20 protein-coding genes are annotated in these 13088 nt (G+C 34.6%); all 20 read right to left on the reverse strand.

Annotated elements, in window-relative coordinates:
* Window positions 1-315: 315 nt before the first annotated feature.
* The gene (locus Q0039_RS04890; protein ID WP_297509936.1) at window positions 316-1266 is read right to left on the reverse strand and encodes a nucleotidyl transferase AbiEii/AbiGii toxin family protein; all 951 of its coding nucleotides are present in this window, start codon (window positions 1264-1266) and stop codon (window positions 316-318) included.
* A gap of 1 nt (window position 1267) precedes the next feature.
* The gene (locus Q0039_RS04895; RefSeq protein WP_297509938.1) at window positions 1268-1843 is read right to left on the reverse strand and encodes a DUF6088 family protein; all 576 of its coding nucleotides are present in this window, start codon (window positions 1841-1843) and stop codon (window positions 1268-1270) included.
* 307 nt (window positions 1844-2150) lie between these two features.
* Entirely contained in the window at window positions 2151-2315 is a 165-nt protein-coding gene (locus tag Q0039_RS04900; protein ID WP_297509940.1) for a hypothetical protein, read from the reverse strand.
* 16 nt (window positions 2316-2331) lie between these two features.
* Window positions 2332-4512: a zincin-like metallopeptidase domain-containing protein gene (locus tag Q0039_RS04905; RefSeq protein WP_297509942.1), complete on the reverse strand. Its 2181-nt coding sequence runs from the start codon at window positions 4510-4512 to the stop codon at window positions 2332-2334.
* Window positions 4513-4514: 2 nt separating this feature from the next.
* The gene (locus Q0039_RS04910; RefSeq protein ID WP_297509944.1) at window positions 4515-4985 is read right to left on the reverse strand and encodes a hypothetical protein; all 471 of its coding nucleotides are present in this window, start codon (window positions 4983-4985) and stop codon (window positions 4515-4517) included.
* The gene (locus Q0039_RS04915; protein WP_297509946.1) at window positions 4976-5518 is read right to left on the reverse strand and encodes a hypothetical protein; all 543 of its coding nucleotides are present in this window, start codon (window positions 5516-5518) and stop codon (window positions 4976-4978) included. Before Q0039_RS04915 ends, Q0039_RS04910 begins: the two co-directional genes overlap by 10 nt.
* 111 nt (window positions 5519-5629) lie before the next feature.
* Window positions 5630-5929 (reverse strand): hypothetical protein, encoded by a 300-nt coding sequence (locus Q0039_RS04920; RefSeq protein WP_297509948.1) that lies wholly within the window; start codon window positions 5927-5929, stop codon window positions 5630-5632.
* A 20-nt stretch (window positions 5930-5949) separates the two neighbouring features.
* On the reverse strand, window positions 5950-6654 hold the full coding sequence (locus Q0039_RS04925) for a glycoside hydrolase family 19 protein (RefSeq protein ID WP_297509950.1): 705 nt from the start codon (window positions 6652-6654) through the stop codon (window positions 5950-5952).
* On the reverse strand, window positions 6654-6797 hold the full coding sequence (locus Q0039_RS04930; RefSeq protein WP_297509952.1) for a hypothetical protein: 144 nt from the start codon (window positions 6795-6797) through the stop codon (window positions 6654-6656). The genes Q0039_RS04925 and Q0039_RS04930 overlap by 1 nt, the downstream gene beginning before the upstream one ends.
* On the reverse strand, window positions 6797-7507 hold the full coding sequence (locus Q0039_RS04935) for a hypothetical protein (protein WP_297509955.1): 711 nt from the start codon (window positions 7505-7507) through the stop codon (window positions 6797-6799). The genes Q0039_RS04930 and Q0039_RS04935 overlap by 1 nt, the downstream gene beginning before the upstream one ends.
* A gap of 2 nt (window positions 7508-7509) precedes the next feature.
* The gene (locus tag Q0039_RS04940) at window positions 7510-7932 is read right to left on the reverse strand and encodes a hypothetical protein (RefSeq protein WP_297509958.1); all 423 of its coding nucleotides are present in this window, start codon (window positions 7930-7932) and stop codon (window positions 7510-7512) included.
* A gap of 2 nt (window positions 7933-7934) precedes the next feature.
* Window positions 7935-8429 (reverse strand): hypothetical protein, encoded by a 495-nt coding sequence (locus Q0039_RS04945; protein WP_297509961.1) that lies wholly within the window; start codon window positions 8427-8429, stop codon window positions 7935-7937.
* Between the two features lie 153 nt (window positions 8430-8582).
* Window positions 8583-8777: a hypothetical protein gene (locus tag Q0039_RS04950; protein ID WP_297509964.1), complete on the reverse strand. Its 195-nt coding sequence runs from the start codon at window positions 8775-8777 to the stop codon at window positions 8583-8585.
* Window positions 8774-9574 (reverse strand): hypothetical protein, encoded by an 801-nt coding sequence (locus tag Q0039_RS04955; protein ID WP_297509967.1) that lies wholly within the window; start codon window positions 9572-9574, stop codon window positions 8774-8776. Before Q0039_RS04955 ends, Q0039_RS04950 begins: the two co-directional genes overlap by 4 nt.
* Before the next feature lie 3 nt (window positions 9575-9577).
* Window positions 9578-9850, reverse strand: a complete 273-nt coding sequence (locus Q0039_RS04960) for a hypothetical protein (RefSeq protein ID WP_297509970.1) — start codon at window positions 9848-9850, stop codon at window positions 9578-9580.
* 1 nt (window position 9851) lies between these two features.
* Complete coding sequence (locus tag Q0039_RS04965) at window positions 9852-10226, reverse strand: hypothetical protein (RefSeq protein ID WP_297509973.1); 375 nt, start codon at window positions 10224-10226, stop codon at window positions 9852-9854.
* 21 nt (window positions 10227-10247) lie between these two features.
* Entirely contained in the window at window positions 10248-10805 is a 558-nt protein-coding gene (locus Q0039_RS04970) for a hypothetical protein (protein WP_297509976.1), read from the reverse strand.
* A gap of 27 nt (window positions 10806-10832) precedes the next feature.
* Window positions 10833-11369, reverse strand: coding sequence for a hypothetical protein (locus Q0039_RS04975; RefSeq protein WP_297509979.1), 537 nt, complete (start codon window positions 11367-11369; stop codon window positions 10833-10835).
* An 87-nt stretch (window positions 11370-11456) separates the two neighbouring features.
* Window positions 11457-12131, reverse strand: coding sequence for a hypothetical protein (locus Q0039_RS04980; RefSeq protein WP_297509982.1), 675 nt, complete (start codon window positions 12129-12131; stop codon window positions 11457-11459).
* 10 nt (window positions 12132-12141) lie between these two features.
* A complete protein-coding gene (locus Q0039_RS04985) occupies window positions 12142-13002 on the reverse strand; it encodes a transglutaminase-like domain-containing protein (protein ID WP_297509984.1) in 861 nt (286 codons plus the stop codon).
* Between the last annotated feature and the right edge of the window lie 86 nt (window positions 13003-13088).

Consider the following 13088-nt stretch of genomic DNA (forward strand, 5'->3'; position numbering starts at 1 on the left):
TGAAATAGAATAGTTGAAACCTGCATTTAACAAAAAAAAAAACTAATTAATTTTTATAAATAAAAAACCCGAAACTTTCGTTTCGGGTTTTCATCCGCGGAGAAAGAGGGATTCGTACTCCTTCTCTAATGCTTTTATATATAAGGATTATATATTTTTTTCCTGTTTTAGGGTCTCGCTTTTGCCCCTCATTTCTGAGTTGCAAATTTTGAAATCTTACAAAACAAATATAATGAATTAAAAATTACTATCAAAATTTGGCTAAAAAATAGATGTTCAATCATTGAACATGAAAGTTTATCTCTTCAATTTTGCTTATAATTTTTCAACCCATTTGCCAATTTCTGCAATTAACTCATTAAAATCGGGTTGCCCTTTATAATACAATTTTGCCGTTTTTTCATAGCGTTTTATAAATCGCTCCCTCAGTTCTGGATTCCTCAGTAAAAAAGCTTCATTTTCAGCAATGTGTATTTTATAGTCTTTGGGTGGAAACCGAGCTTCTTTGTGTTTTTGATATTCTTCTGTTCCTATGAATGCTTTTACAGCATCATCTTGTAATAGGCTATAGACATCATAATACTGTCGCATTAAATTTTGTCGTTCTTCTTTGTCTTTCTGTTCCTGTCTAAATTTAGTTGCAATAGTCTGTAATTTTTCCACAAAAGTGTAACCAATATGATAACAAGCAATATCTAAAGCACGATTGTGAATTATGTCTACACCTTGTTGAACTGCTTTATCATACGCCCAAGAAGAAATGGTTAGTGGATTATTAGGTGTTACTGTGTCAAATCCAACCTCTAATAATATACCTTCTTTAACTCCATCAATGGCATCCGTTTTACTTTCATAATGTAACCGTATTCCACCACTACGATATTGTCTTTCTTCATCAAAAGCTTCGTCCCTTACTACTGATATAATGCCATCTATTTTTATATCGTTTGCCAAACCATCGTAAAAGTCTTTTCTTTTTTGAATATTTCCAGGATTTGTATTTTTTGGATTTTCATTGATTCCCATTTCAGCTGGTGGTTTGATATGGATATCGATGTCTTCAGAAAAACGATGTATTATTCCGTAACCTTTAGATAGAGATGTCCCTCCTTTTAATTCAAATTGAAATCCTTGTTGTTTTAGACCATAGATTACATGCATAATCCAATAGTCCTTTTCGACAAGACCAGGTTCAATATTAAATTCTGCTCCCACAATACGCAGCAGTTCACGGAAATTTTTATGATTGTGTAAGTAGTCTGACATATTATAGTGCTAAAACAGGTTCCAGCATTTTTTTAGTTTTAACACTACCGTATTCTTGAAGTGATTTTTTTAGTTTTTTAGCATCCATTATTTTTGCTTTGGAACGCACTTTTAAAAATACTTCTTTTGAATCTTCAGCCAATTGATCGAGGTTATTCAATAGGTCAACTAATAAAAATTCAGGTGTTACTTTGCTAGGAAAATGAGGTTTTACCCTGAATGAAAAAGTTATACCTCCAAGATTAAAATCACCATGGCGTTTATGATTATAAACTGTTTTACTATTGTATAGTTGAGTAGTCCCTACGCCCAATGTATTATATGCATTTAAAGAAGTTACTAGAAAACGTTTGTCTTTGAGAAAAGAACGCACCAACACTTCTTCTTCGGGAGGTGTCTCTCCAAAGACAGTTACTTCGGGATAATAGTATAAGCCTTGTGACAGCTTTTGCAAAGTGCCATCTTGTACCAACTCATCCAAATGGCGGTCAACAGATTTTGACCACTTGGACAAATCAGCTCTACGGTATACTTTTCCTCGTTTTAAATGCTTTTTTAGTTCTTGTAACTTATTCATGAGTACAAAGTTAGCAAATAATATTTAATTGCATATATTTTTATTGAAAATTCATGCAATATTGTTTTGTAAAGCTCTATTATAAAGCTGAAATATCTCAATGTTAAAGACACAATGTGTTATTAATCCAAAAAAATGGTAAAAAACAATCAAGAGTAAATTATTGAGAAAAACGCCCCTGTTATTTTGATAGAGGTAAATTTCACCCTTGTTTGTATTCTAAAATTAGATTCTTATACCAACAATCAAATAAAAAACCGTGCTACATTTCTGCAACACGGCTTTCCCAATCAACCCAAATCAAAACCTATTTTTTTACTTTTGCTTTTACAACTTTTCCGCCTTTGACATAACGATAGCCTTTTTTCAACGTTCCGTCTTTTTTCACACCCTCACGTTTGATAACGCTACTGCATAGCCTTTTTGCTGAGATTCTTTTTTTGCCTTTCTTTTTTGTTTTTTTATTTACCATGGTTTCTGAAATTTTATTATTTGACTTTAAAGGATAACTTTTTCTTTTTGGGTTGGCCAACAACCTTTTTGAAATACATTGAATATTTTAAGGTAAGGTCGTTGCCCCGGTTTTTCTCCAGCGTTGCAAACCGCTCTCTAGGGTCAGGATGTGAAGAACAATGAATTACTGAAGTTGGATTGTGTGCCATTTTATTACCTCCATACATAGCACCGTTTTCTTTTACTTGGGAAATAAAGCACCAAATGACTTTTGGATAGGTTGTTCTCAGGAAGTTGAGTTGATCGGCTGTAATCTTTAAATCCGTAACGGAATCTGCTATAATGACTTTGACTATTTTGCAGAAATCCTGTAATTCCTGGAAGGGCTTATCTAAATAACCTTTTATGGCTATGTAGCTTCTTCCTTTTTCGGTTGTATTTCGATTGATACTGTCTAAAGTGTCCTTGCTCTCGATACCGCCTTGCTCATAATCTATGTATGCAACTGGTATTTCTTCTTCTCCAAAAGCATTGGCTATCTGCATGGCCAACTGGGATTTTGAACTGTGTTTATTGCCTTTTATCAGAATGAGCGCTTTGTGTGGCTGTTGCTTTTGTAAAAATTTCCCAATTTCTCCTCCTAACACAAAAACATCTTTAGCTTCAGCTGGAGCAGCTCCGGCAGTAACAAATCCAAGTTTCTGAAGTTGATTGATACTCTTATTTTGATCGACATTAATTTGTCTCTTTGATTTTACTGTTGAAGCCTTTGTTCTTTTTGTTTGAGTATGATTTTGAGTTTTTTGAGTTCTCTTTTTAGTCTTTGCTTTAGCACCTAATCCGGCAAATAAAGCTAATTGCTCGCCTTCTTTTATAGTTGTTTTTACCTTGCTTTTTGAAGGTCTTTTACGAGGCCTTTTAATTGCCACTTTTTTTGTTGGCTCTTCTTTCTTTTCTTCAATATCTTCATTTTCGCCAGAAATATTTCTATTCAAAATATAATTAACCGCCTTTTGCGATTGTGCAGAAGCTTTTAGAAAAAATCTATTATCATTTTCCAATTCGTTCACTAAAACTTTATTCCATCCTTTGAGGTATTTTGCTGAGTTTTCTTTGGTTTGAAAAAGAATTCCCGCTTCAGAGCAAAGAAAAACCGCTCCAAGCTCCGCAACCAATTCTTCAAAAGCATAATTTTTGCTTCCGAAAGCTCCTGTCATATCTCGGTCTAAACGCTTTTTAGCTCCAGTGGAATGTGCTAGCTCATGAAAAAACGTGCAGTAGTAAGAAGCCTCTTTTTTAAAGGCTTTGATGTTGGGCATATTTAGTTTATCAGTCGCCGGTTGATAATAGGCTTTATCTCCAACAAATGTATATGTTGGTGGTTCTTTATACCCATCTATAAGTCTTTGCGCTTGCTCAATCGGATTTACTTTTTTGTTTCCAACAGCTTCCGGGAATTTTAAACCGGTACAATCATCTGCTCGAAAAACATTGTAATATTTTATAACCGGTATTTTCTGCAGGTATCTTTTCAAATCATCCTTGGTAAGTCCATTTGAACTAACAAATTCTGCAAATTTTTCACGGTCGGTGGTTTTAAACTGTAAAGTCCCGTTATCAAAACTGAAAATCATGGTATAGTAAATCACACGTCTGGCTTTACTGTCTTTTCTGAGACTAGCACCTTCATCTTTAATCTGATTGAAGGTTAAGTAATAGGGTTGTTTGAATTGAATTGGCACCAAATAACCCTTGCCTTCATCATCAAATTTGACATCAAAATTCAAAAGGAAATTAGCCCCAGTATATTCCTTTTTACTAACATAATTTTTGGCTGCACCATCAGCACCGGAACCAACCCAATCTTTTTGCCAAGGCAAATGGCCAACTTTCTCGATAGTATTGATGATCAAATCAGTGATGTAACCATAGATATCATCTTGGGCAACTCCATTTAGCCCCTCACTATCTTCTTCAGAAATATATTCTAGAGTAGGCAAAATGATATTTTGCTCTGCACCACTAAGCCCCATTGGTTCGATTAAATCGGTTAGCTCAATGGTAAAAAGTTTATTTTGATGTAGTCTTAATACCTGGGATATACGGTTGACAATACTTGTGTTGTTTTGCCTTTTGGCTTTGGTCAAAATCCTTCTAAGTTCAGATCTTTTTACGGTTCTGCCATCAAGTTTGTTGAATTCAGTTGCTAGATCCATAACTATTTTATTATTGAATATTCTTTACCCATTACACTTAAAATTGTCTCTATCTGAATATCATTGATACTTTTGATTTCAGATAGGTTTTGCCAGTTGGAAATGTTTTCCAGTATGGGTATTTCTACAATCAAATCTTTCAATACAAACTTTCCTCTCGCAGGGAGTGAGACAAAAGATCTGTTTACCGTAATCGTAGCAAACTTTTTGGCTAATTTGTCTTTAAGAACAATTTTTTTTACAACTGCCATGATTCCATCCGGGTTAAAACTTTCATTAGTGGGATTATACAGTGTAACATCCAAGTTAAATCGCATCCGCTTAAAGTTGATATCAAAATTTCGAAGTCCAGTAGGTAATGCTTTTAGTTTAGTCATGGTTTCTTTCCAACGGTTAATTTTACTGTTATACCACAAAGCACCAATACCTAAAATAGCTCCGCCGATTATAATATATTTTGCTTTTATACCCATGAGCTTGAGGTTTTACGTAAAAACAATACAATTCTGAATCCAATGTAGATAAGAGCCAATACTCCGAGAATAAGCAATGCTTTTTCTATTTTGGAGAGTGGTTTGATAACTTCAATAGGTATTTTCCTGTCTCTGAAAACTAAACGAGAACTATTATTGTGAACTGCCAATTTCTCGTCTTGAGTCTGAGCAATTCTAGCATTGAATTCTAACTGTCTTTTTATCTTGTCATAAATAAGATTATAACTATTATCCCCTGAATTTTTAGAAGTATTCAGCTTAGATAAAATTTCATCAACTTTAGTATTTACTATACTATCTAATGAAGCATTTCCAGTTTGACTTTGAATCACAGACGTAATTAATTTATCGTTGATTTCCTTATTGACAACCGTATTTTTTATACTGTCGTTTCTATTAATTTCATTTTCTATCAGGGTGTCTTCCTTAGTTAGTATTTTGGATGAAGAGCAAGAAGTAAAAACGAGTGAGAAAAAGAAAAATAGGGTTATGATTCGGACTATTTTATTCATTGTTCAGTCTTTTTGAATTGATATTTTAATTTTAATAGAAGGAGTTCTGATGCTTCAATAATTTGAAATAAATCGATACCGTAATAAATACTTGCGGCCAAGATTATTCTATTAAGGAATTGTCTTTTCATGATTTTTATTATTGTGACAACCGGCACACTTTTTCCGATATTCCTGAAGTTCTTCTTTCAGATTACGGATCTCAATAGTATTGGCATCAATAATTCTTTGCATCTCCTCAAACTTTTTATCAGTTACAATTGACATTTTGGTGTAAATGGAATCTATTGCCTCAAGTGCTGAAGCCTCGTTCTTTTTTAATTCTGAATTACGGGAACGCCAAGCGATATATATTGAAATTAGTGTTGTTGATCCCAGAAAATAGTTTAGTAACGTTTCAATTGGCATCATAGAGTTATGCTTTGTTGAGTTTATAGATTAAAATGGAGCAACCGAGTAAAAGGGTTGTAGTAGCTACGATTAGTTTCACTCGGTTTGCTGATCCGTCTCGGCTTCGCTTTTTTTTTTAATATTCCAAAAACATCAAAGCTTGAATAGTAGTTAAGTTGTTTGATCCTTTTAGAAAAATTGGTAAGTGCGCCGTTAATTTTTTTCGTGATGGATGAAATGTTATTATTATCAGCAATCGGATTTAAATTGTATCGAATACTCCAAAACCAACCTGCAATATCTATTGCAATATCAGGTCTTGAGGCTAGATCGGGATTACTCACCACATCTATTCCAGAGTAGTTTTTATACGCCTGGTAATTTGCCCTTCCTGTCAACTGTATCAATCCACGACCCCGGAAGCGCCACCCATCGCCGACTTGGGTATTTCCTAAATTCTTCTTTCCCCATTCACCACCATACACAATATTGGCTATAGCTTCCTGATTGGCTTTGCGATTTGCCGTTCTTCCGTATTGGTTTGCTTGCGCCGGTGTAATTTGATTCGCTCCAAAGGTTTCCATCAGTCCAGCCGGAGAATAATTCAAGTTTTCTAAAAGTCTTACGAATCCGCCTGTTTCCTCATGAAGTTGTGCCAAAAAGTGAGCAATCCTCTTAGGTGTGTTAATAGCATATTTCTTAAACGCTTTCAAAAGCGGTGCACTGTTTGACAATAAAAAATCCATTACAATTGCACTTTTTTAGGTTCAATTTTCGGTTCTTTAGTTTTTACAGATTTACTTTTAGCTGAATCATCATTTCCCATGGAAGCAATAATGATTGCGCCCAACACACCTAAACCAATCCATACTCCTGTATTTACATTCATTATCTCCAGTCTTTAAGTCTGATTTGTTTTATTCCTTTTTGTGTATAAAGAGCATTCTCTGTATTTCTGCCAAAGTCTCCATCAACAGTCACTTTGAGTAGCGATTGCAATACCCTTACTTCAGTTCCTTTGCTTTCTTTTTTAAGTATTTTATTCAAATCACTACCTGAAGGAGCATTAATTGCCAGAGTGGTTGGCAAGATTTTACCAATTGGGCTGATTACACTATGATCTGCAATCCAATAGTTATCATTTAAAAAATTACCAACTCGTTGTACTACATATCTAAAAGTGCCATCAGGCTTTTTACCAACCCAAATGATTTTTCCGATTTTATCTCCTCTTTTAAATGTAGCCTTTCGAATGCCTTCACTAGTATAATTTCCATCCGCCATTTTTCGAGCATCATAGGTTTTCGTTCCATTGAATCCTGAAGCCATAACTTCCTGTCCAATTCTATAATTAAAAGTATCAGCTGTCCTTTCTGGTTTCGGTTGCTCAATTTTTACAGGAACAATAGGTATTGTTGCCGCTCTTGGAATCTTAATTGGGACAGATTGACTTTTTGGTGTTGGCAGCTCACTTAAATCGGCTTCTGGTTCTTGCATCAAATCTTCGTCATTCTTCTTTTTTTGAATGAAATAGTAAATGCCTCCGCCAATAGCTAGAGCAATACCTCCACCAATCCAAATTTTATCTTCGGTAGTCATTTTTACAAATATTTTGGGTAGTTCGATTTCAATAAATTATAGTCGCTCTCACTGAGTTCTTCTTTAAGCCAGGTCTTCAATGGATGCTTTGTTGGAGTTTGCCAAAAAGCAAAATAGATGTTACCTGTAGTGGGATTATAAAACCGACTTCCAAATGCCTTAACAACCCAAGAGAATTGTGCTTGACTTACTCCAGTAAGTGTTGTGAAAATGGTTTTACGTTTCTCCGTATTAGTGAAATTGACTTCTTTCATAGCATTATATAATACCGCTGCAATTTCTTTAGCATTAAAGCTTTCAGTAATCATCCCTTGATTCAAATATGCGTTACCATTTTTGTCTTTCTTTGCTTTAGAAACAGCAATAACCAATATTCCTAATCCCGCTAATGCAACCGAGATAGGTAGTAATTTTGAACTATCCATAGTTATAAGAAGTTGGGAACGATAAAGCGTAATTCCATCAGTTCATTTTGACTAAACTGATCATTAAACCACTCTATTAAGTTCATTTTCTTAGATAAAGGGTTGATTCCTTTTCTGAGTCCGAAAGCATTATGAATTCTAACAAAACCATTCGCATTGATTCCCATGAGATTTTGTTTCACCGACTTAAATCCGTTTCCCATTCCATACATTGCACTGTAAATTGCATCGGCTTTATTCTTGGCCATACCACTGGATATATTACTAGGTCGATCTCTTTTATTTTCTTTAAGTGGTGAAAAACCATTAAAAATCTTCTTGTAGGCATAGTAACCAATACCCAAAAAAAGACCAGTCTTTAAAACACCTTTTACAATTGAAAAAGTTGCATTTACACTTGTATTAGCATTTTCAAGAGTACTTGCAATTGCTTTTTGCCCTTGTGGAGTTGATGCAGCAGCTATAATTGCCGGATTATGTAAACCTTTTACTTTCATATTACTGTTGGCTGTAGCATTGCTCCCGATTTTAAGTTAATTTCAAGAATTTCATTTTTAGCTTTCTAAAGGGTTTACCCAATAGTTGGATAATTTTATCGTTACTGTTTTCAACTTTACTTTCTTAAGTTGGAGCAACATCTACAACTGGATCTACATAATAAACTCTTTGATCGTTTGCCAACTTTCAGCATCAGTAACCATTGCAATGGCTTTTTTAGATTTCTTCAGTTCTACTAGTTTTTCCAGAACTTCATTCTCTAAATCAGTTAATTCTCGAATAAGCTTTGCCTTTTTCTGAACTTTGAATGGGTTTAATTCTTTAGTTTTTACAGTTATTATACTCATACTAACATTTGATATTTTTGAAGTAATCCAAATAATTCTTGTGAAAAGAGGTTCGTTTCAGACTTCTCGTTGATTTTTTGATAAATTACTAAAAGCAATGAAATAGTATCATCATCAAGAGTTTTCACAATCTCTATAAATGATTTCTTGATATCAGAGGTATTTGCATCATCTAATTCATCAGGTGAAGCAATCGCTAAACCACTACTTTCATTGGGAACATTAAAACCAAACCCTTTTAAAATAAGCGGTGCTTGTTTTACAACTCCCAACAGCATATTGTTCAGACTATCATTGCTTTCTTTTGTATACTTTCGTTGTAATCGCTCTTCATTTAATTCTTCGTTTTTTGCTCGTAATTCTCGATTCATTCTTTCTGATTCCTCAAGCTTTCGTGCCAGTTCTGAACGATCATGTGCTTGAAGTTTTAAATCAAAAATTTCAGCAATTCCTAATCCCATCAGTCCGCTTTTTTTCTTCTTTTTCTTTTTTTTGACTTCTTGCATTGGTTCATTTTGATCTTCGATCAATTTCGATTCACCAAAAGTTACTTCAAAAGGTTCTCCTTCTATTTTGAAAGCATTTATACCATTTTTTCGCTTTTCCTGAATGACTATTTTCGTATAGCCTTCAGCATAAATCTTCTCAAAAAATTCTTCCGAGGATCCATACTCACTTTTAATTAATTCATGAGTAATATTTCGATAGATTGTTTTAGAACTGCTCTTATCGATGATCGTAACAGCACAAAATTTATCGCTATTGAGCTTTTCTATTAAATCATCAAATCGTTTCATTTTTTACATTAGTTTCTTGTAAATGAGTAGTATTTTATTCACCAACCTATCGTCAACTTTTGTAGCTGTAGGTATATAGGAAACTTCTAATTGAACTCTAGAAAATGTCCCATCTGGAACAATCAAAATCTGCTTTTGAGTAGGGTAAATTTTAATCCCATTGATAATTGCAATACTATTGCCATTATTCAGAACTGAAAGTGAAGTGACATTTTCTAGAATTGGAATTTGTTCCTCTCTGAATTCTTTTGTAATAAATGAAGACTCTACGAACATGCTACATTTTTTCTACATTATTGTTATAAAGAAAAACGACATGTAATTTCAAAGGAATATCACCTTGAAGTTTCTCATCTAGTGAAAATATCAATGAATAATCCTTATTGCCCGTATCGAAATTCATTGGCTTGAAACTTTTTTCATACTCACCACCATTTGACTGCCTCCAATTATCAATGTGAACCGAGGGAGCAATTGCAATACTATTGTCATCTTTCATTTCGATGGTAGCCATTGCATTTGTGTTTTTCTCAACTCCATTGGTATAAAGGGCAGCACCTGTTGTAAAGCCACTAGGTAGTTTAAAATTGACCGATGTGTTTAACTCACCAGGATTGATAACTGCCTTTACTACATATTGAATTTGTCTCATACCATCAATTTAAAGATGAAATTATTTTTTAGCTTCTGTAATTCTGAATTCAAGTCTCAAGAATAAAGGTTTACCAGCCGGAACAGTAACTCCTTTTGGAAATTCCAATTCCAATTTAAATTCTTCTTTGGCTCTCAAAAGCGGGGTGGTTGCAATTGGTCGGTAATCGTCTTGTTTGAAATTCTGCACATCAGTCAGGGGCAAATCAATTAACATGTCATTGGTTTGAATCAGTCGCAATTCTGCATTTTGAAGCTCCGCCGGTAACGTGTCTCTGCTTTGCCAATCTGCATTTTCGATCTTTTCACCTCTTGTAGTGTATTGCACTCGAATAGCATCAATTACTACATCTCGACCAGAGTTTAATTGATTACCATCTAAATTGGTAATCCCAACTACTTTTTTTGTATTGGCGTCAACAAGTTCATTGATCCCGCTCATCCCATCAACTCGAACATTCAAGTAGAACGTTTTGTCGACCAATTTTGTAGCATGAGGTCTAACCACGTTTGTGATTTGTCGTTGTCTTGCACCTAAAACTTTAATAGCTCTTTGCAACTGAGGATTTCTATTTTCCATTTTTCTTAAATTTTAATTTTGTTTTTATTAGAGAATGTAGTTTCCGTTTTCATCCATGTAGGCACCAAGTCCATCATCTTCATATGCACCCAATCCGTCATTTTCTGATCCTGCTAAGCCTTCTTCTGAACCTCCTAGACCATTTTCAATATAGTTGCCATTTGCATCAATATAGCCCGCAAGACCTTCCTCATCATAACCATGTAAACCATTTTCTATATAGTTTCCATTGATATCGATATATCCACCTAAACCATCCTCATGATAGTTTCCATAAGCATCGATATAACCATTTAAGGCATTTACAGCTCCTGAGAGACCGGCTGCTTTTTGTAGAAATCTACCCATTGTAGCTTCAGGATTTAGTTTAGCAGCAATTTTTTCGGATGAAAAAATGTTTTTCACCAATTCTAATCCATGCGCTATTGAAACCCCAATTGCTGAACCTCTCATTAGCGAACTCTTGGTATCGTTACCATTGACTTTTATGGCTAGAAATCCAGCACCAACGGCAACAACACCGTTCACAACACCTTTGACAGTGTTTGATGATTTTTCAGTCATTGTTCCTGTAAGTCCTCTGGAGAGTGCACCTACAACAACCGCTGAACTGATTGTTATTAATTCTTGTTTCATGTCTGTTTTTATTAATTACTTTTTTGAACTTGTTACTAAGAGAATTGCTCCAACGGCCCCAACACCGATAACAATTGGAATGGTGTAATTTGGTTTTTCAGATAATCCACTTTCATTTTTATTTACTTCTCGTTGCACTGAAGCTTCCTCTTTTAAATTATCCACTGGGATGTCTTTAACATTAGCGAGCGTTTCTAACTGTGAATCATTTGGAAGTCCTTCGCCAGTTGGTGTGCCTGTAGTTAAGGATTCCGCCGGAACTCCTTTAGTTTGCGCAATTGTCTCTAATTGGGCTGGTGTCGGAGTTGCATTTGGCATCAGTTCAACTGGCTCAGAATTTTCCATTTGATTATTGGCAAAAGCATTATTGACAGTTGGTTTAACTACATTATCTAATGCAAACTTTCCAACTTTACTATTGGCAACTTTGGTAGCAAATTTTACTACTTTCCCGTTTTTTACTTTAGTGAATATCTTACCCACTTTGCTGTTCATCAATTTACTGGCTACTCCACCGCCGGGAACGAATGTCATTGCTGCTGATGCAATAGGAGCCACTGCTTTCCCAACCTTTATAGCATTTTTAATGGAAACATTTCTTAGACGTACATTCTTTTTAAGGAACTTGCCAATCTTTAAACCTCGATTCAAGCCTGCATTTAATCCGGTTTGTTCTTCTAATATTATCATGGTTTCGTATTTAAAATGGAAATCTTTTTTTTGCTTTTTGCCCTGTTTTAGCTGCGCCTTTCAAGCCTCTTTTGCTTCCGAATACACTATTACTTTTTACATAAATGTTATAGGCTCCGCCTTGACTAGTGGACTTATGGGCAACTGCTTGATTTTCTAGTGAAGCCAACATGTTTTTCGCTTGTTCAGCATTCCTAGAAAAGTCATATAACTCATATGTTTTTGAAGAAGGTTTCTTTGTAACATACCAGTTCCTTTTTTGGGGCATGGGACAATTCAGTCCGATATGGGGTAGTTTCTGATCCATAAAAACATCTTTTTTCTCGGTATAACTTGGCTCTTTATTACTTTGTATTGTGCCGTCAATGATAAAATGCCCTTCATCTAAGTTTCCATTTGCTTGATTATCAGGAACAATCACATAAACATGAGTAAACTGCTTGGGGTTAAACTTTGGCTGTTTTATTTGCCGGATATAATGTTTGATCCCTAAATTCATCAAAACCGAACTGGCAAAAATCGAATAGCTTTTACAGTCAATTCCTTCCCTGCGATTAAACCAACTATTAGCTGGACTCCTTAAATTCTGAGTTACTCCATCTGCTTGATATTGAATGTCGTAATACAGGAAATAATGAATTTTATCACAGGTTTCTTTTATTGTTTTGCCTTTTAGTAAAAGTGACAATTTAGCAACCTGCTTATAGAAAGTCTCTACCCATATTCTCATCATCTTGACTGAGTAAAAAGTATTACCAGATTTCAGTTTTACTTTTTGCCCATTTGGCTTTTCAATCAAATGGTTGAATTCTTCTCCGTTATTTATCCTTCGCTTTAGAATTAGGTTGATTTCATCTTTGGTCATTTTCATTTCCTAGCATTCATGAGCAAATATTAGAAATAAAAAAACCTCGCCTTGAAGTATGGAGAGGTATTGAAAGGTATTGTAATGATTTC

Origin of the sequence: Flavobacterium sp., assembly GCF_027484945.1 — a bacterium.
Classification (GTDB): Bacteria; Bacteroidota; Bacteroidia; order Flavobacteriales; family Flavobacteriaceae; genus Flavobacterium.